This window comes from Desulfosarcina variabilis str. Montpellier, assembly GCF_048565275.1.
GTDB classification, from domain to species: domain Bacteria; phylum Desulfobacterota; class Desulfobacteria; order Desulfobacterales; family Desulfosarcinaceae; genus Desulfosarcina; species Desulfosarcina variabilis.
This window is the reverse complement of the sequence record NZ_CP159846.1, coordinates 1,162,468-1,180,980: the sequence shown is the minus strand read 5'-3', so window position 1 is coordinate 1,180,980 and position 18,513 is coordinate 1,162,468. Positions and strand designations below refer to the sequence as shown.

16 protein-coding genes, 2 pseudogenes and 1 riboswitch are annotated in these 18,513 nt (G+C 43.4%); of the genes and pseudogenes, 10 read left to right on the top strand and 8 right to left on the bottom strand.

Features of this window, described 5'->3' with window-relative positions; genetic code table 11:
* Positions 1–14 precede the first annotated feature (14 nt).
* The 5 genes from Dvar_RS05220 to Dvar_RS05200 all read right to left on the bottom strand — a co-directional run bounded on the left by Dvar_RS05220 (position 15) and on the right by Dvar_RS05200 (position 2,882).
* A complete protein-coding gene (locus tag Dvar_RS05220; RefSeq protein WP_419660645.1) occupies positions 15–359 on the bottom strand; it encodes a hypothetical protein in 345 nt (114 codons plus the stop codon).
* Positions 360–371: 12 nt separating this feature from the next.
* Entirely contained in the window at positions 372–560 is a 189-nt protein-coding gene (locus Dvar_RS05215) for a CooT family nickel-binding protein (RefSeq protein ID WP_419660644.1), read from the bottom strand.
* 73 nt (positions 561–633) lie between these two features.
* Positions 634–1,164 carry a hypothetical protein gene (locus Dvar_RS05210; RefSeq protein WP_419660643.1) on the bottom strand — a complete coding sequence of 177 codons (531 nt, stop codon included), beginning with the start codon at positions 1,162–1,164 and terminating at the stop codon, positions 634–636.
* Positions 1,165–1,194: 30 nt separating this feature from the next.
* Positions 1,195–1,989: a hypothetical protein gene (locus Dvar_RS05205; protein WP_419660642.1), complete on the bottom strand. Its 795-nt coding sequence runs from the start codon at positions 1,987–1,989 to the stop codon at positions 1,195–1,197.
* 272 nt (positions 1,990–2,261) lie between these two features.
* Entirely contained in the window at positions 2,262–2,882 is a 621-nt protein-coding gene (locus Dvar_RS05200; RefSeq protein WP_419660641.1) for a DUF3786 domain-containing protein, read from the bottom strand.
* Positions 2,883–3,250: 368 nt separating this feature from the next.
* On the opposite strand from Dvar_RS05200, the gene Dvar_RS05195 reads away from it, so the two are divergent.
* The 7 genes and pseudogenes from Dvar_RS05195 (at position 3,251) to Dvar_RS05165 (ending at position 11,874) form a co-directional block, all read left to right on the top strand.
* Complete coding sequence (locus tag Dvar_RS05195; protein ID WP_419660640.1) at positions 3,251–4,072, top strand: CPBP family intramembrane glutamic endopeptidase; 822 nt, start codon at positions 3,251–3,253, stop codon at positions 4,070–4,072.
* Positions 4,073–4,658: 586 nt separating this feature from the next.
* Entirely contained in the window at positions 4,659–6,320 is a 1,662-nt protein-coding gene (locus Dvar_RS05190; protein ID WP_419660639.1) for an IS1634 family transposase, read from the top strand.
* Positions 6,321–6,455: 135 nt separating this feature from the next.
* Positions 6,456–6,640, top strand: a riboswitch (cobalamin riboswitch).
* A gap of 388 nt (positions 6,641–7,028) precedes the next feature.
* Positions 7,029–7,259: pseudogene (locus Dvar_RS05185) on the top strand (hypothetical protein); the annotation flags it as partial.
* Positions 7,260–8,014: 755 nt separating this feature from the next.
* Complete coding sequence (locus Dvar_RS05180; protein ID WP_419660638.1) at positions 8,015–9,259, top strand: hypothetical protein; 1,245 nt, start codon at positions 8,015–8,017, stop codon at positions 9,257–9,259.
* Between the two features lie 13 nt (positions 9,260–9,272).
* Entirely contained in the window at positions 9,273–10,442 is a 1,170-nt protein-coding gene (locus Dvar_RS05175) for a type II CAAX prenyl endopeptidase Rce1 family protein (protein WP_419660637.1), read from the top strand.
* Positions 10,443–10,586: 144 nt separating this feature from the next.
* Positions 10,587–10,913 carry a hypothetical protein gene (locus Dvar_RS05170; RefSeq protein WP_419660636.1) on the top strand — a complete coding sequence of 109 codons (327 nt, stop codon included), beginning with the start codon at positions 10,587–10,589 and terminating at the stop codon, positions 10,911–10,913.
* A gap of 430 nt (positions 10,914–11,343) precedes the next feature.
* Complete coding sequence (locus tag Dvar_RS05165; RefSeq protein ID WP_419660635.1) at positions 11,344–11,874, top strand: hypothetical protein; 531 nt, start codon at positions 11,344–11,346, stop codon at positions 11,872–11,874.
* A gap of 237 nt (positions 11,875–12,111) precedes the next feature.
* Here the strand turns inward: Dvar_RS05165 and Dvar_RS05160 are convergent, their stop codons facing one another.
* The gene (locus tag Dvar_RS05160) at positions 12,112–13,515 is read right to left on the bottom strand and encodes an IS1380 family transposase (RefSeq protein ID WP_419660634.1); all 1,404 of its coding nucleotides are present in this window, start codon (positions 13,513–13,515) and stop codon (positions 12,112–12,114) included.
* Between the two features lie 596 nt (positions 13,516–14,111).
* On the opposite strand from Dvar_RS05160, the pseudogene Dvar_RS05155 reads away from it, so the two are divergent.
* The 3 genes and pseudogenes from Dvar_RS05155 (at position 14,112) to Dvar_RS05145 (ending at position 16,153) form a co-directional block, all read left to right on the top strand.
* A pseudogene (locus tag Dvar_RS05155) lies at positions 14,112–15,300 on the top strand (ISAzo13 family transposase).
* Between the two features lie 164 nt (positions 15,301–15,464).
* Positions 15,465–15,845 carry an IS5 family transposase gene (locus Dvar_RS05150; protein ID WP_419660633.1) on the top strand — a complete coding sequence of 127 codons (381 nt, stop codon included), beginning with the start codon at positions 15,465–15,467 and terminating at the stop codon, positions 15,843–15,845.
* Entirely contained in the window at positions 15,743–16,153 is a 411-nt protein-coding gene (locus tag Dvar_RS05145; RefSeq protein ID WP_419664070.1) for a transposase, read from the top strand. The genes Dvar_RS05150 and Dvar_RS05145 overlap by 103 nt, the downstream gene beginning before the upstream one ends.
* A gap of 434 nt (positions 16,154–16,587) precedes the next feature.
* Here Dvar_RS05145 and Dvar_RS05140 read toward each other — a convergent pair whose 3' ends face one another.
* Positions 16,588–17,700: an alanine racemase gene (locus tag Dvar_RS05140; RefSeq protein ID WP_419660632.1), complete on the bottom strand. Its 1,113-nt coding sequence runs from the start codon at positions 17,698–17,700 to the stop codon at positions 16,588–16,590.
* A gap of 1 nt (position 17,701) precedes the next feature.
* Positions 17,702–18,511 carry a nicotianamine synthase family protein gene (locus Dvar_RS05135; protein ID WP_419660631.1) on the bottom strand — a complete coding sequence of 270 codons (810 nt, stop codon included), beginning with the start codon at positions 18,509–18,511 and terminating at the stop codon, positions 17,702–17,704.
* Positions 18,512–18,513: the final 2 nt, after the last annotated feature.

Sequence of the window (18,513 nt, the reverse complement as noted above, 5' to 3'; positions counted from 1 at the left end):
CCTGTAAAAGGCCATCAGTCCAGATACTTCAATCCCATGCCATACCGACGATTACTATTTCCCTCTATCAACTTACGGCACCATTTTACTTCCGCCAGACAAATGGTGCGTGGTTGACTATCGCATTGCATCGTGGAAATCACCGATGGATACCGGAGCATCCGCACAATCAGAATGGTTCCGGATTTATACTGACCAGAGGTTTCCACATAGGATCCATAACTCGAAAAATTGCGCATGACACCATCTGCTGTTTGCACCGTACGGTGGCTAACGTAGGGCCGGCAGGTAATGGCCGTTTCGGTGGGGCTGCGCGGGGCGGCCCGTTTGACCATTTTTTGCTGGGTCTGGGTTTCCATATTCCACCTGCATCAGTGTTCGAACAACACACGATGATCCACAAGCTCCATGCTCTTGATACGCCCGCTTACCGTCTTTTTCTCTCCGAACATGCTGACCAGAACCCACTCGTTCTTTCCTATTGGTTCTACCAAGTCTACGGCCTCCATGATCAGGTGCTCCTTACCATTAACGATCAGATATGCATTGGCTTCGCACATATATGGGACCTCCTTATGTCATGCGTTCTCAATAAATTAAAAAATGGAATGCATTATTTGACGCCGCGGTCACCTACCAGGAATCCATACAAGCCACCGCCAAGGGTGCATTTGACGATTCTTGCTGTTGTTCCATTTCCTCCCACCCCAGCACCAAGAGTTCTCTACGGATTCTTCGGGCAGCCATGTCAATCGCCCCACGGACCGGCTTAGAAATTTGGTAACCTTGCATCGACTTGGGCTCGATCCAGATGAAAATCAGCTTTTCGGGAAAGCCGTCGGCCAGATCAGCCCTTGCCAAAGCAGTAAGTAAACGATAGACGGCCGGATCTTCTTCGGCAATCCAATCCGCATGCTGTTTGAAAACACTACCATTCCACACATGCAATCCGCCGGGGACACCGGACAGGCTGAGTGTACCGACAATTATGGCCAAATCCGCTTTGTACATCAATCCGCCAGCAAAACTGGGGTTGCCACCCAGGTAGGAGATATGAACAGATTTGCCGGCTGTCTCCTTGGCCACGGATTCCAAAACACGGCAGGCCGCGCCACGATCCCCTTGAAGCACATCACCCAGTCCGAGGATGACAACCTTTTTCATTATCTTCACCTATCTGTTAATTTATGCATTTCAACCGACCTCATCCAATTCAAGGTCTTTAAATACGGCATCCATTGTTCGACAAATCCGATATGCCTCATCTTCGGAACCTGCGAATCCGATCCAGCATTGCCATATTTCGTCTTCGTTTCTCCAGACAGTCCCATCCGGTTTCATCAGGTCCTCATGATCAAAATTATCCAGCACGCGATTAAACAAGGCGATCTTTTTTAATAGGTTCGGCTCCGAATCTTCCCCTCCATTGCTCTGGTATTCCTGATAAAGCCTTTCCTTGACGTGGTTGTACAGCCCATACTTGAAATCATGGATACGACGGGGAATGTTGGAAGAAACCCAATGCTGGTTTTTACGCACCAGTTCCTTACGAATGCGCTCTTTACACTCATCTACCACATTGCCGAGCTTTTGTTTCAACTCTTCAATATCCACCTTTTTTTTCTTCATGGGGACAAAGTTGTCATGCCATTCGTTAAATGCGTCCATCAATGCCGAACGAATTTCCGAATCCGTGATTTTCTTTTCAACCGCAGCTGAATCCAGAGTCAATTGATCATCCAGATCGATCGACGTTTCTTCCACCATCCACTCATAGGCTTTTCCAGTTTGCGGATCTTTTCCGGGACGGTGAACCAGATGAGCGAACTGGACACTGGCTTTTAAATCGGTGTCAGCAAGCACACGGAATCCCCAGGTTCCGGTTACGGATGGATGATTTGGGAATGTGCCGCGTTCATTAAGATCAAAAACACAAGGAACCGTGTATTTGGGTTGGTAGATCACAAAAAAGCTTTCAGGAATTCTCATTTTTTTCTCTTTATATTTATGGTTCAGAACGAATCCTTCCCGCAGGCCACGGAAATATAGCGTCATTATCTTAAATCAATGGAACGTTTCTAATATCGAATACAGCCGAGAGGATTAAAAAAGCCACGACGGCCGCTTGATAATTGATCGTTGGGCCTTCGTGGCTTTACTTGAAAATAGAGAAAATATGGGTGTTAAGTGAAATGCCATTTTCTAATGGCAGAGCACATTTCTTTTAGATTAAAATGCGTAAGCTGTAAATACCTTTTTTGTTACTTTTCGAATGCTCTCAGCTGTTGCGCCAAATAGGCGCTTGTCATGGCCAGGCTTTCCGGATCCAGATAGTACTCGGCCTGTTTCTGGAAAAGAACCGTGCCGTAAGCCTCGAAATCATCGTCGCCATCATTGAACAGCAAAAGCAACGAAATGCGTGGCAATACCTTGAATCGCATCACCAGATCATAGCTAAACCCTTCATTCTCTTTTTGACCGTCCAATTGCTCGCAGATGCGTTCCAGTTTATCAATTTTCCCGGAAAATGTATCAGCAATGACTTTTTCTGTGTCACTTCTAAAATAATTGACGTTTAAAAAATGGGATTCCTTCTTGAAATCCCTGAAGGCACACCAAGCCTCATCCAGATATACTTGATCAGGACACAGAATCAGATATTTGGCAAGAATTACGCAGAGCATGTAATCCGGCGTCTTTCCACATTCATCCTGAATGCCGTCCTGAGAAACGAAATAGGTCTGACCGAAAAAGTCTATTTTGTAGCCGTCTCCCGCTGATAACAATCCGAGCGTGGAAGCGGCGGATGCAAAATCGACAGCGCCAATGCGGGAACGGTAAATCTCATAATTTTTTTCATATACCGATTCGTGTTGTGTCATTCACATCCGATATTTCGGTTCCCTTTCTTAAAAAATGGTTACCATGCAACTTCCTTATATACCGCCATAAAAAAAGCCATAATGACCAACCGTTAACAATGTGAGGAAGGCCTTCATGGCTTAAGTTATTGTATTATTGTGTGATTTAATTTTTTGATTCTTTTAATCCGATCATTTTCCTAATGAAAGGACTTGCTTTATGTAAAACAAAATGCGTTATCTGTCAATGGTTCGGATTGTTTTGATCAGGGCAACCGCATTTGGAACCGAGTTATGTAAAAATATGGTAGCAGGCATGGTGTGTAGGGGCGGCCGGCCGGTCCCCTACTTTTAAGTGGGCAGTAAAAAACCAGAAAAAATAGTATTAAATGAATTATCCTCAAAAATGGTGCGGCAGATCAAAAATAATTATCTTGGCTTTATTTTGGGGATTTTTTCCTCCTGCAATATTTTTAGTCTTGACATATTCAATCATAAAGCCTGCAATTAAAGGTGTCGTGCCAACCTCGACCGATTATATCTTATGGATTTTGGGCCTTCTTCTCTTTAGTACGGGTCTTAATTTCCCTTTAGGTTTGATAAGTACAATTGCTGATGCCTTAAAGAATCAGGCATTTTGCGGCCTTGTTTTATTTTTTCAGTTATTTTTAACCACCGGTGGTTTAGGTTTAATTATCTTGGTTTTCAGAAACCAGGATTGGCCAAATTCATTTATCCCACTGCGTCCATTTAGGTTAGATAAAACCATCACCTTAATATTGTTGCTATCCTTTATGCCTCTTGTTCTATTTTTTATTCCTGAAACTTGCTTAAGTGATTCCGGCGAAAAGATACATCCTTTGGTCATTGCTTTTACTGCCTCATTGAAAAATCGCGATTTTCTATGTATATTCGCCGGGTTTCTTACGATTGGTTTTTTGGGACCAATTTTTGAAGAAATTATTTTTCGCGGTCTTTTATTGGAAGAAGCTCACGATCAACTCAGAAAAAAATGGGTACGGTACACGTTAGATGCTTCTGTGTGCCTATTTTTTGCCGTCTTACATTTACCAATAAGTTTTTTTATTCCCTTAATTGGCGCAATTGCCTTGGTCTACCTACGAAGGCATTCGAAAAGTCTTTTCCCATCGATGTTCATGCACATTGTCTGGAATAGCAGTATTCTTATAACAATTGTACTTTCTTGGTAAAATGGATGGAGTTCAAGTTGATCTAAAAGATCGACCATCCGAGTTGGAGTAATGTATGAGATGTGCCTTGATCCGGCGGGATAGCCAGTGATACATCGTTGAAATTTTGATCTGGGCCTTTTGAAAGATCAAAATCAGCGCTCGATGACCATCAACCCTTTGCAGCCTTTGGCGCCGTCCTCCAGGCTGATGGTATCGTCTTTGGGATACTTGGCCAACTCATGTTCAAGGCATGTTACGACTTCCTCTCGGTTCTTTCGCCGGCGCTTGGATTCCCTCCTTGGGATTGAGATACAGGATGTATCGTTATTCGTTAGCACCGTCGCCAAAGATCACTTACTTTGCCTGCAGATTGTCCTGGAATACAGCAACTGAATAATTCTCAAAAAAATTTAATTTCTCGTCTTATCACTTACATTCCGCACCCATTACGCATAGGTTTTAAACAATTTATTACTCAGCAAAAACAACACCATATCAAATATAACGTATTGTATTTACATGAAATAAAAAATATCTAGACATTTCAAGTAGTTGCTGCTACACTGCCCGAACCTTTACCATCGCGCTCAAAAAGGAGGGGCAGATGCCACCGTTCGATACCGAAAATATGACCATCACCGATGCCAGGCATTTGCCCATCGTCAAAGCATATGCTCAGAAAATCGGTTTGGTTGAAACCATCGATCAAATGGTCGACTCACAGATGGAATTGAGCCCAGGCATGGCGGTATTCGCCATGGTCCTCGACACGCTGTCTGGTCGTACCCCGCTTTACCGATTGACAGAGTTCTTCGAAGAAAAAGACACGGCATTGCTCCTGGGCAGTGACATCGAACCGGAACGGTTCTGCGATTACAATCTTGGGCGATCCATGGATCAAATTTTCGAGACCGGCACCCAGAAGATCTTTTCTCAGATTGCACAGAATGCCCTAACCGTCTTTGCCGTCGATCCTCGTCGGCTTCACTTCGACACCACTTCCGTTAGTGTTTACGGTGATTTCGTTCTGGCGGGTCCGCCCTTTGACATTACCTACGGTTATAGCAAGGATAAACGTCCAGATCTCAAACAGTTTTTAGTGTCGATGCTGTGTGTCGACCGCAACATCCCTATTTTGGGTACCACCACCCACGGCAACGCCTCGGACAAGACCTTGAACAATGAACTATTGACCAACATCTCGAAATACATGGCCAAGCATGGGCTTGAGCCGGGAGCCTATGTTTATGTGGCCGATTCAGCCTTCGTCACCGAGAACAATCTTGCCAAATGCAGTGACCAGACTTGGTTTTTATCCCGGTTGCCGGCGACCTACAACGAATGCAGCCGAATCATTCGTGAAGCCGTGCTCGAAGATGACTGGATCGATATCGGTCCTCTGGCTGAAGAACACGATCGTCCCAATCGACCCGTTGCTCACTACCGGGCCTATGACGGTACCGTGGAGCTTTATGGGAAACCCTACCGGGCAATCGTCGTCCATTCCAGCGCTCATGACAAAAGGCGTCACAAACGTATCGACCGCATGCTTAAGCAGGACCGCAAAAAACTCGACACCGACTGCAAGAAAGTCACGGATACCGTGTACTATTGCCGAGCAGATGCTCAGGCCGCGGCAGACAGACTGATCCGGCAATCCGACCCCAGTTACCACCACCTTCAGACGGATGTTCAAGAAATGCCCAAATATGGTCGCGGCCGGCCTGCCCTCGACAAACCCAGAAAGGTCTTGCGCTATGAATATTGTGTGACAACAACCGTTACCGAAGCCCCGGACAAGGTCGCCCCTATCAGGGAAGAAGCCGGTTGTTTTGTCCTGTTGACCAACCTTTTGGATCAGCAGGCGGCTTGGCCCGCCGAAGCGCTGCTTTCGTTGTACAAAAGCCAAATTGGTATTGAGCAAAACTTCAGCTTTCTGAAAGATCCTGCCATCGTAAACAGTATCTTTTTGAAGAAGGCCCGTAGGATCGAAGTATTGGGTCTGGTGTTGTTGATCTCTCTTTTGATTTGGCGCTTGATGGAGCGTTCCATGCGCCAATATGTCGAAACCAACGATTGTGAACTGCCCGGCTGGGTTCGCCGGAAAACCCGAAAACCGACCGCTTTCATGATGACTACCAAGTTTACTTCCATCATGGTCATCACCATCGGCAACCACAGGCAGTTGGCAAAACCTTTAAAATCATTCCAGCTGGAGTATTTGAAGGCGCTGGGCGTCACTGCAGACGTGTTTACCGCCCCCTAAAGAACATAAAAATTAGTCAAATAGGTGTCCGTTGGGGTGCTGAATGTACGTTATCAATAAATTTTTCTTCTCATTTAATTTCGTATTAAGGTAATTTTCAAAATCGTCTCTTAACATTTTAACATTTGTCTCTTATCTAACAATATTTGATCAGGCGCTTTTTTAAAGCATAAAAGAGAACCCTGTGAGAATCGGGGATGGACCCGCCGCTGTGATCGGGGACGAAAGCTGCAGGACGCCACTGGTCGTTAAGGCTGGGAAGGCGCAGCCGGTAGGATGATCCGAAAGTCAGAAGACCTGCCTGATCGATATAGGGAATGTCTCGCGTGGATGTCTTCATTCCTCATTTTCACTATTTTATTATTGAGGAGTGCTGGATATCTCGTACTATTTATAATTATAATTATTGTAGTTCGAGATTTTTTTGGTTTGTCTCATTTTTCATAGAGAATTGATAGGTGAAAAGCTAACAAAGAAGTTAAATTGCAGTATCTCTTAAATGACATTCTATTAGTTTTATTTCCTCTGAGCCGTCTTCAATACTGCATTTTTAATGTTTTATCCATAAATATAGGGGCTATTTCTAAAAAAGCCTTAACATTTTTAATCAGTTATGTTGATATTCTCAGCATGAGTAGTCATGAGATATCAGATGAGAAATTGAAAATTATAGGCCCCCTTGCTGGTGCGTAAAAAAAAGGAGCTTTTTGGGGCGATTGGCCTGAATCGTTCGGTCCATGGCAGACCGTTTACAAACGGTTTGCCATGTGGGCCAAATTGGCCATTTGGGATGACATCCTCTTGGTGGTATCGAAGGATGCCGACTTAGAATCGATCATGATCGACGATTCCCATGCAAAGGTCCACCAGGATGGGACCGGGGCAAAAGGTGGCACTTCAATCAGGAATTCGGTCGAAGCGCGGGTGCCTGACAGCTAAAGTCCATGCTTTTGTAGACGCATTGGGAAATCCTTTGCGTATTTGTCTGACCGAAGGAAATGTTCATGATCTTGTTCTAGCTCCGGATTTGGTTTCCAGTCAACCGGCATAATGATCCAAAAGTCAGAAAACCTGCCTGATCGATATAGGAAATGACCAGGATTTCTGAATTCCTAACATTTAATGGATAGCTTCTAAAGAAGAAAAAGATCTCAAACCACTTCATAATTATAGTAGTTCGGGGTTCTTGTTATTTAGCTCTTCTTGAGAAAATGAATTATTTGTAAATGAGAAACTAAACATTAGCAGTATACTTTTTTAAGTATTGTCTTGCTTTCTACTTTCTGACTTGTCCTCAATACTGCGTTTTCCTTACTTTCGTGTGTTATTTTCATTAAACGGCCGTCTGTTCTATAGATTAGTTCTTCGAAGTTACTATTCTATTAAACTAAGCCTAAACCAACAGCTCTTGTGAGATGCCTTTAGAAGAAATTGTCATTGATAAAAGGCATCAACCCGTTAGCATAAATAGTGGAAAAACGAGTTCTATCGAAAGATTCAATTGTACCGGGAGGTAACATGCCTCACGTCTCTTCCGAAAAACGTTTTTATTTTCAAAATAAAGAGAATCACATTGGGGCGATCCTGGAATTTATTCACCACTATAACAATGAGCTTAGAAATAAGGTTTCGCAGGTATGACCTCTACATGCGAAGGACTACCATATTATCTTTGTTGAAATGAGGATTATAGAATGTCCCAGCATATTATTGATATGAAAGAAAAGTTAAATTTTGTTCAACCAAGTTACCGCAAAGGCAAATTGAAAAGTGCTTTTGCAGGAAATTTAAAAGGGATAAAACCTTATGATAACGGGGCATTGTGCAGTCCTGAAATAGAATATAAGGTAGCAAAATCAGCATTTGATAAGTATTTACGAACTCTTGCAATACAAAAGTCAACGCATACAGTTTCCAACATTTCAACGTCTGACAAAAAAATTCTTGAAAAACCACTTATCCATTCGCGGCAACTTAAGGTTGAAAGAAATTCAAATAGACACAGGATTATTCATTTTTTATCTGGTAAGACTGCTGAAGTATCGCCGGATATGATAGAGTTTATTGACGCATTCAGACATGTTACCAAACCAATTTCACTTTTAAAAGATTACCATATTTCAAATATTTTGCAGATTATACAAAAATTACAGAGAAATTATATCCTAATTCCGGCAACAAGAGATGAAGAGCTCGAATATCTCAATCAAAATATATCCGTATCTCTCAAAGAAAGATACGAGACCGAAAATTTTATATGCTTATGCTCACCTAAAAACCGCAAGCCGGCGAAAAAATTAGCCCAAATGAGTCAAAATCTCTATTCAACAAAGCTTAAAGAGAAGTTCAAACCGCTACGTCAAAAAATGATAGTTTATGTTGCTGATAAAAGAGATGAGCTTACTCAATTTTGGTTCAACTCTTTTTGCCCACCCTGGATAAGTTGCTTCGTGGCTTTGCGTCGTGTCCTCGTCATTGATCATAACCAGATAAGGTATGAGAACTGGGAAAGTCTTCGGTTCAAGGCCGGAATGGCTCACGAAATCGTACATATGCTTTTGAGCAATCACAATATTTGTCTTCCTCTATGGCTTGAGGAGGGAGTATGCGAATATTTTTCCAGACCCGACCCGAACAGGAAATTACTGAATTTGATAAAGAAAAAAGAACTGCTCACGTATAAAGAATTGGAGACTAAAGCGATCCACACCTTGCTGGATATCGATAATTCAATAACCGATGACAATATTTGTTACCATCAGGCGCATAGTTTCGTTCGCTATCTTTGTAGCGCTATTGGAGAGCCTGCGTTTATTGGATGGATTGACAGTATAGGGATAAATTCAGAGACCTCGGAAAAATTTTACGAAATGTTCGGGAAAAAACTGGATGAAATGGAACAGGCATGGTTTTCACAGCTTATATCATTAATTGATTAAGGTTTTTTAAAGCATGAACTTAATAGGTAATTGCCGATTAAAAAGAATATTCGAACTCTCATTCGAAGACTATCTTATTGTAATTATCATTTTCAGTATAACTTTGTTTTGGTTGGATGCAACGCACTACAATATCTGTCTATGGACGCTTGGCAAATTAATAATAATGTATTTAGTTTTTATTCCTTTACTACTTTTTATATCACGTAGAGGGTTTGATTATTTTCGCAAATTTTCTTGCACAAACAAAAACACACTTAAAACACTATTCTACATTGTATTTGTAACGGCCTTATATTGTTTTTACCATATTAGATTCACTTTTTCAAAAGTCGATTACGGTTTTATTAAATCAATTAATGTGCTTGTGGTATATATCGTTTTCATCCTTGATATCGCCTTCATTCCTCTGCTGACATTATTGGTTTTAAAAATTTTATTATTGCGCACCGAAAAAAGGATAAATTCACCAAACGGTTTGATGGTTTTGGCGCTGATCATTTGCAGGTTTCTACGGTGGCTAGAATTTTATACTATTCCCACCGTGAGTCACTTTTTTTTAAAACTATACCATATATTGTTTCCTAATTATGGCCACGCTTTTGGTTTTGAAAAAGTAGCGTGCATTAAAACAACAATTGGTTATAATAAAATAAACTTCATACTGTACAATTGGCTATATCTTTTACCTATTGTTTTTATATTGCCGTGTATCATTTATAGAAAAGAAATAGGATTTGGCGATTTAAAAATCAAGAAAGAAAAAGCTATTGTATGGATAACAATATCGTTATTAGCCTTGGACGGAGGATACATACTAAAAGCATATTTATTTGATAAAACGACGTTTCCACCAGTTATTCAAATGATAAGAGTGTTCTACGATTGTTTTATGGGATCAATATATGAAGAAATCACCTATCGCGAAATAATACAAAATTATTTTTGCCGCATTGGAAAAAAAATACCAATTATAAAAAAATATCCAAATTTAATAGGCATTTTTATAAGCTCAATTATCTTTTCCTTAGGCCATCATAATTCTAATTTAGGTTTCTTTATTCAGCGTACTGTACTCGGCATGCTTTTTGGCTTCCTTTTTTATAAATCAGGTACAATTTGGCTTCCGACCATTATTCATACAATGCATAATCTAATCATTAGATCACTATTTGTTCTTTAATAATAATTGAAGAAAGGGGGTGATTCCAATGAACAGTTTCCCTTAATCGATACAACAGGGAATGAAGCTCCGGTAATAATGATATAGTCAGATTAATAAGTATTGGCAATTTTAGTCCATAAAAATCGAAAGGAATAAATGAATATGCAAAAGAAAACGTTGAATTTGGAAATTATGGAAATGGAACATATTGTTAATGCTCAAGCTCCAGTACTTTTAGGAGGGCCGGTAGGCGGTATTGTAGATGGTATTTGGGACGTTGTTACAGATTTTGTTAGTCCTGGCGAAGCAGGATGTTCTATGGAAGATGTAATAATGACTAATTATACTGGGTATACCTTTTATGAGGGTAATTGTTCGCCTGATAATCCTTGCCAAGTTCCATACGATAATGGCATGAGCGGACTATTTGATATGGAAGAGGATACTGAATACATGCAACAATATGTTTGGGGAGGAGGAGGAAACTGAATACATGCATCAATATATTTGGGGACTTTAATATATCATTAAAAAATTTTTTATAACTGGATTACGACACTTGTTAGTTAACTCATGAGTCGAAAGTTATTTCAATAAATAGCGTAACATAGAGATAAAAAATGCATTTTGAATCTTCTTTCGAATTGAGTGTTTAAACTCTTCCGGAAGAAGATTCAAAATGTTGATCTATACAATGCAAAGAGCATTAAAGATCGAATTTACCACTCGTTCCCACGCAGAGCGCGGGAACGAGTGGTAAGTGGACGAAGCTAGAACCAAGCCCTTTAGCGGGGGTGATTCCAATGAACAATTTTCCTTAATCGATACAACAGGGAATGAAGCTCCGGTAATAATGATATAGTCAGATTAATAAGTATTGGCAATTTTAGTCCATAAAAATCGAAAGGAATAAATGAATATGCAAAAGAAAACGTTGAATTTGGAAATTATGGAAATGGAACATATTGTTAATGCTCAAGCTCCAGTACTTTTAGGAGGGCCGGTAGGCGGTATTGTAGATGGTATTTGGGACGTTGTTACAGATATTGTTAGTCCCGGCGAGGCAGGTAGTTCTATGGAAGATGTAATAATGACTAATTATACTGGGATTAACTTTTATGAGGGTAATTGTTCGCCTGATAATCCTTGCCAAGTTCCATACGATAACGGCATGAGCGGACTATTTGATAATGATGTGAATAATTCAGGCGCTGGAGAAAGCACCTCGGTGGATAACAGCGGAGACGTCAATTGTGCCGCTGACGTTCAACCCAACCTCGACATCAGCCTTGATCCCCCCGACACCAGCCTTGATATGAATACTGGCCTTGATCTCGATCTCGGCATTGATCTTCAATTTGACCTTGATTTGGACCTTGATTTGGACATTGAATATGAATTTTCAAATTGGTATCTTGAAAATTTTGAAGGGTATTCTGACCAAATATAATATATTATTTTGCTTCTTCATTTTCTAAAACAATAATACCTAAAGTAGGCGATTCTGTTTTTTAATAGCCGTATCTCAAGAAAAAACATGGCAGAAAAGTGAGAACAAGCAATTTCCGGGCTTAAATTCTCACTGGAACCGTTGACGAACTCAAAGCATATGATCATATGCTTTTTAATCCAGATTTCGCACGGACCTCACCATCGGTTCTGCTATGCACTCTGCCTTGTTTAACAGTTATGCGATAATCGGAACTTCTTCACACCTCCTGAAGAACTCCGGTAAGCGAAGGCTTTCCAAGTAGGCCTTGGATACTTTCAGGACTGTTTCTTTACCGTGAAAGACAATCTTGCCGGCTATATCGATTAGGCGCCGGCGTACTGTGGAGGCATAGGAACCAATCGGTAAAACAGGAGTGCTAACGTCCTCTTTAAAGAATTCAAGCAGAAAATGTCCAACCAGCATTGTATAATACCAGGCAGCGTTGGGGGCATATCGTTTGAAGGGCAATTGCTCGTGCTCAAAGTCCTTCAACGCCCGGTTGGCCAATTCATCGCTGCCGCGTTCATGATAGCAGGCAACGAGCCCTTGGGTCGCCATGTAATCCATCGCCCTGGCCTTTTTCAGCATACCATCAATTGCCTGGCCCAGACCGATATTGGTGATAATGACGATATCAGGCCGGAACCCGGGAAGATAGAGTTGCTTGCTGTCGTCATGCATCAACCGGCAAAAGATCGCTCGGCGGAATTTATGCCAGTTGCCCTGTTTGCAACCGAACTCAACATATTGCCATGCCTTGTTCTTACCGCATTCAAACCGTTTCCATTTGGACTTGTCCCAGTTGTCTGCCATTTGTTTGATGTCTTTGTAGACTTTACCGCCACAGATGTAGCCGATGTGAAGCAATTCACAAAGCGTAAAGATTTTCTGGTCGAAAAACCCGCTGTCCATTCGGATAATGATCGGAACGTCACCCCGATACTCGAATCTGATTTTCAAGACCATGTGCTTGATCATATTCTGCACTTCATCACCATGATTGGAATGCTTGTTACCACTTCGAAATACCGCATCAACGATGAAGCGCCCCCAATTCATCTGCAGCGGTTGGAAACCTTTTTTCTTTTTGTAGGTGGGTTTGACGCCATGCCGGCATTTTGCATCATCATTGTCCATGACCATCGTGTCGATGCCCAATTCGATGACATCGGGTTGCTTGATCCGCAAACGCCAGATAAAAAGGGTCTGCAGAAGACGCCGGAACAAAAATACCCGTGTCCAGGCAAATGCTTTGAAGAAACGCTTCATTTGATCCGAAGAAGCCATGTTTTCTATTGGCGTCTCGATGCTACCAGCATAACCTTCATCGTGAGAAATCTGATCAAAGTAGGTCAGTCGTCGACTGGTAGCGTCAACAAAGAAACAGAGCACTTGCTTGAAAAGCTCTTTAATATTGAGGCCTTTTTTGCTCTTCTGGATGGAACCGAACCAGCGATCCAACCAACTGAAAACTTGGATACCGTGCATATAGGCTACGAACAGGGACAATCCTGCCCTGCCGGTCAATCGGTCAGTGGTGGCTTCGATACGTCGGATTTTGAGTTCATTTTGCCGGTAGTTTTTGCTATGTTTACTCATAGCGTGCCCCACCTGTTGGGTGCGCTTTGGCTTGTTGTCAATTTGGTGATTTTTAGCAATCATTATAGCATGTTATCAAACTTTTGAGGACTCTTTTTTTATTTAAATCGCCTACTTTAGGTAATAAAGAACATCTTCACAATAGATTCCATCGTTTGGATTACGATTATTGCCCATCTGGCAATTTAAGTTGTATGATAATCAAAAATTATAAATTCGTTGGACTTGGGATTCTCTTGATTAGGTAAGAGAACTATTTAATTTTTACAAATCCACTAAAAAATAGAAAGTAGCCTCAACAATAATATACCATGAGGCCGGAGGCGGTTACTCGCTTCCGGGTAAAATGCCTAAAAAATAATGGAGGTCTTCGTTTAAGCGGTTTCTTGAGGCAAAAGATTCAGGTTCTCCAACCTGAAATTTCAAACCTCTGAGGAAACCATGAGTTTAGGCCGCCGGAAAAATTAAAATACACCATTAATGAGGTGTCGTCACATACTTTACATTTTTACCCATGACAAATGTTCTCACATCATTTAGGGTCGACATGGAAAAAAGGAGGCTCCATGATTGATCCGTCAAATATGCCAGATGCAATTGAGTTAACACCCGAAATGAAAACATTTCTCAACGAAACTCGATCTAATCTCCAGGGTTCTAAACGGAGAAATTTATGGCCAATGTCGTTCGTCTCTTGGAAAAAGGTGGTCAAAAAAAGGCAGAACGAGAATTAGGATGGAACCGCAAAACCATTATTAAAGGAACTAAAGAACTGATCTCCGGCTTCGACTGCGTCGACAACCTTTCCGGCCAGGGACGACGCCCTATCGAGTCTATCTTGACGGATTTACTGGACGATATCAAAAAGATTGTCAGCCCCATCAGCCAGTGTGACCCAACTTTTCGTTCAACCGCTTTGTATTCGCCAATTACCGCAAAAGAGGTCCTACGCCGGTTAATTGAAACCAAAAAATACACTGATGAGCAGTTGCCAACCGAACGCACCATCAGTACCAAACTCAAACAGCTGGATTTTCGTCTCACAAAAGTAAGCAAATGCAAGCCTCAAAAAAAATAGCTGAAACAGACGCTATCTCTTCACATGTACATCTGGCCAATCGGGTTGCCGATGAATTCGACGGCGTCCTACGCCTTTCCATTGATACCAAGGCAAATGTCAACGTTGGACCTTTCTCCCGGGGAGGATACAGTCGTCAGGAGGTCCTTGCCTGCGATCATGATTTTAAACCTGACACCGTACTTAAACCCTTTGGAATTTATCTGCCCGCTGTTGATGAAATCTACTTTTACTTTTCCAACAGCAATGTGACCGCTGACTTTATGGCCGATGCACTGGAAGATCTATGGCCGGTTATAAAAGCCAGGTTCAATCCTCATACGATCGCCATCAATGCCGACAATGGTCCTGAAACCCATAGCCGCCGGACACAGCTCATGAAGCGGTTGGTCGAGTTTGCCGCTGAACACAAAGTCAGTCTGAGTCTGATCTATTATCCTCCTTATCACAGCAAGTACAATCCCATTGAAAGAGTCTGGGGTGTACTCGAAAATCACTGGAAAGGCCAACAGCTGGATACCGTGGAAAAGACATTAGGTCTGGCCAGAACCATGACATACAAAGGCAAACATCCTGTGGTAAAATTAGTCAGTCAAGCTTATGAAACCGGCATTAAGTTAACCCAAAAAGCGATTCAGAAAATAAAAAACGTGATTGATCGATTACCTGGAATTGAAAAATGGGCCGTAGAAATTCCACATTACTGAATCGCTAACTGTTGGTGTATTTTATTTTTTCTATGAGCCTTAGTAAATACCGATTTACCCCATTTTTGTCCAAGAAAAAATTGTTCAAATTTCCAGGATACAGACAATATGATTAGGGGCTGTTTCTAAAAAAAGCCCTAACATTTTTAACCAGTTATTCTGATATGCTGAGGATTAGAAGAAATGAGATATCAGATGAGAAGTGGAAAATTATAGGCCCTTTGCTGGTTCGTGAAAAAAAGGATCCGCGTGGCAGACCGCCTAAAGACGACCGATTAAGGTTTAACGGAATTCTTTGGATCATGAAAACAGGAGCTCCTTGGCGCGATTTGCCTGAATCGTTCGGCCCATGGCAGACCGTTTACAAACGGTTTGCCATGTGGGCCAAATTGGCCATTTGGGATGACATCCTCTTGGTGGTATCGAAGGATGCCGACTTAGAATCGATCATGATCGACGCTTCTTATGTAAAGGTCCACCAGCATGGGACCGGCGCAAAAGGGGGCACTTCAATCAGGAGATCGGCCGAAGCGCGGGTGGCCTGACAACTAAAGTCCATGCTTTGGTAGACGCATTGGGCAATCCTTTGCGTATTGGTTTGACCGGTGGAAACGTTCACGACATTGTTCCAGCTCCGGATTTGGTTTCCAGTCAATCGGCTGATAATCTTCTTGGGGACAAAGCCTATGACGCAGATCAGTTCATTGCTCAGGTGCACTCTCAGGGGATAGAGGTTGTAATTCCGCCCAAAAGCAACAGACGTGAATTGAGGAATTACGACCGCCATATTTACAAAAATCGGCATCTGGTGGAATGCTTTTTTGCCAAGATTAAACCATGCCTATCCGCTTAACGCACAAAGCGATTCTTGAATAGGTAATAATTTACTGTAAATACAGGCATTAATAGGATTGATGTCCAAATGGTATACTATAAAATTCATGTATGATAACAGCATTTTTAACCTTGTATGGGCAACATCCGGATAGGCATGGATTAAACAATGCCGTCGTGTTGCCACTCGTTATGAAAAATTGACCCTAACATTTAAGGCCGTTGTCATGATAGCTGATTTCTTGGTTTGGTTAGAGTGATTTTTACAGAAACAGCCCCATTCATTACAAAATCTTGAATGGTAGAATTTTTGACTGGAAGAGGTTTTCCGGTAAAGCATTCCGGATTTCTTTATCGAAGCGATGACAACCCATTGGAATGGAGCCACATTAACAGGCGGCCAAAAGTAAGAAAGATAGAACCGAAATGGTACAGAATTAGTGACTGAAAGAATTATACATAACACCCCCTGGCATCCACGCGCTCTTTTTCCAGTGTCCCGTTTTTAGTAAGCAAATAGAAGTCATCATACTGGTTGACACAATGACTCACGGCCACAGGAACGATGCTGAGTCGTTGTCCGATCCGGGGGGGCTGCTTGCAACGGCTGACGTCGACCCAGCCGTGTTCCTCGTGGAGACGGAAAATACGGGCCTCGGGGTATTCGGGAATAAAACCCATCTCGAGAGCCTCGCTGCGCAATAGCTGCTTGGCGGACAGGGCCTTGGCACCGGCATCGATAATCACCTGCCCCGGAACGACGTCCGAAACAACGGTGACCACCACCCGTGCTGCACATTCTTCAAGTGTGCAATGGCCAAATTTCAAACTGAAATAGTCCTGGTAGACCGCTGTTCCGACCCGGATCTCGTTTACGTGCCGAACCCGGTGGGAATTGAAGATCGACGGGGTCGAGCCGGAGGAAACCAGGGTTGGCTTGAAACCGGCCTTAACCAATGCTTCATAGGCGGGCTCCCACAGGCGGTTGACCGTCTCGAAACTCTCGGCTGAATTGGCCGCATCGCCATACAAATGGCCCAGATAAATTTGAACGCCGTCATAGCGAAGGCCCTTGCGGCCGGCGGCATATTCGGCAAGCCGGGTGAGACTTTCGGGATCGGACACACCGCAGCGGTGAAGGCCCGCGTCAAACATGACCAGAATGCCGATGGTGGTGTCATGCTCACTGATGGCATGGGCCAGCTGATCGATCAGATAGGTCGTGTCGACGGCCACACGGATATTGTGGCTGGCTGCCAGCCTGGCCAGAGCGTCGGCACGTGCCGCCCCCACGGCCGGATAGGCCACCAGAATATCAAGGCCGTCGATGGCGGCCATGACCTCGGCTTCCCCGACTTTGGCCACGGACACGCCAACGGCACCGGCGGAAAGTTGCATACGGGTCAGGCGCAGGGATTTGTGGGTCTTGATATGGGGGCGCACGGCAAATCCGTTACGGTCGGCATAATCCTGGATCCGGCGGATATTTTTCTCAGCAATGGCCTCGTCAACCATGAGAAAAGGCGTTGGTATCGATTCGGTGAGATTGTCCAGGTCGTCAGGCATGTCAGGTGCGCTCCTTGAATAGGAAAACCGAGGTATTATTCACCGGCGGCTGGGGACGGATGCGCCGGTACTCTTTCAAGGGCCGCGGAAGCTCGCCGACTTGATGATCCATTTCGAAAAGCCGCCTCCATCCTTTTTCGTAGATGCGGTAGGAAAGCCTTGTCCCGCCGGGCAGCGTTGCGGCCAGATGAGAGAAAATTTCTTCCTTGGGAACAGCATCGGCGCCCACCATGACCAATTGGCAATCCCCGGATAACGGCAACGAAAAATGATCGCCGAGAATGACCTCGATCTCTTTGTCCAGGGCCAGGGCCGCCAGCATCCGGCGTGCCAGATCGGCGTTGGTGGGGTCTTTTTCAATGCCCACCCCCTGAATCCCGCATCGCTTGACCAGGGCAATCAGGCTCAGGGGCACCGGGCCGCTGCCCAGAAACACCACCCGGTCATCGGTTTTCAATTCGGCGCCCTCGGACTCCATTTGTGCCAGCTGGAGATAGTTGGGGTAATAGACGAATCCCTTGAGTTCTTTCCAGGGGTCAGGGCTGTCGATAATGGTCCTGGCCCGCTGCCGTTCCAGGCGCAGCCCGTGAATCCGCTTGAGCCGGGCGATGTGCGCGATGGCCGGCTGCAGGGACGTATCGGCAACGAGCGCATCGACCTGATTGTCATCGACATCCAGGGTGGCCATTTGGTTCAATGTTTCCATCTGCCGATAAAACGGGTCTTCCGGCAGGTCGAGAATCTGCTGTTCGGAAATCTCCCGGCAATCCGCGAAGATCGCCAGCAACTGTTCTTTGATGTTTTTCAGCATCG

What these genes read in the sequence shown, in the direction of transcription:
- Dvar_RS05170 (WP_419660636.1), top strand. Translation starts at nt 10,587, where the DNA reads ATGCAAAAGAAAACGTTGAATTTGGAAATTATGGAAATGGAACATATT.
- Dvar_RS05195 (WP_419660640.1), top strand. Translation starts at nt 3,251, where the DNA reads ATGAATTATCCTCAAAAATGGTGCGGCAGATCAAAAATAATTATCTTG.
- Dvar_RS05190 (WP_419660639.1), top strand. Translation starts at nt 4,659, where the DNA reads ATGCCACCGTTCGATACCGAAAATATGACCATCACCGATGCCAGGCAT.
- Dvar_RS05200 (WP_419660641.1), bottom strand. Translation starts at nt 2,882, where the DNA reads ATGACACAACACGAATCGGTATATGAAAAAAATTATGAGATTTACCGT.
- Dvar_RS05175 (WP_419660637.1), top strand. Translation starts at nt 9,273, where the DNA reads ATGAACTTAATAGGTAATTGCCGATTAAAAAGAATATTCGAACTCTCA.
- Dvar_RS05150 (WP_419660633.1), top strand. Translation starts at nt 15,465, where the DNA reads ATGCTGAGGATTAGAAGAAATGAGATATCAGATGAGAAGTGGAAAATT.
- Dvar_RS05215 (WP_419660644.1), bottom strand. Translation starts at nt 560, where the DNA reads ATGTGCGAAGCCAATGCATATCTGATCGTTAATGGTAAGGAGCACCTG.
- Dvar_RS05180 (WP_419660638.1), top strand. Translation starts at nt 8,015, where the DNA reads ATGTCCCAGCATATTATTGATATGAAAGAAAAGTTAAATTTTGTTCAA.
- Dvar_RS05220 (WP_419660645.1), bottom strand. Translation starts at nt 359, where the DNA reads ATGGAAACCCAGACCCAGCAAAAAATGGTCAAACGGGCCGCCCCGCGC.
- Dvar_RS05140 (WP_419660632.1), bottom strand. Translation starts at nt 17,700, where the DNA reads ATGCCTGACGACCTGGACAATCTCACCGAATCGATACCAACGCCTTTT.
- Dvar_RS05160 (WP_419660634.1), bottom strand. Translation starts at nt 13,515, where the DNA reads ATGAGTAAACATAGCAAAAACTACCGGCAAAATGAACTCAAAATCCGA.
- Dvar_RS05210 (WP_419660643.1), bottom strand. Translation starts at nt 1,164, where the DNA reads ATGAAAAAGGTTGTCATCCTCGGACTGGGTGATGTGCTTCAAGGGGAT.
- Dvar_RS05165 (WP_419660635.1), top strand. Translation starts at nt 11,344, where the DNA reads ATGCAAAAGAAAACGTTGAATTTGGAAATTATGGAAATGGAACATATT.
- Dvar_RS05205 (WP_419660642.1), bottom strand. Translation starts at nt 1,989, where the DNA reads ATGAGAATTCCTGAAAGCTTTTTTGTGATCTACCAACCCAAATACACG.
- Dvar_RS05135 (WP_419660631.1), bottom strand. Translation starts at nt 18,511, where the DNA reads ATGCTGAAAAACATCAAAGAACAGTTGCTGGCGATCTTCGCGGATTGC.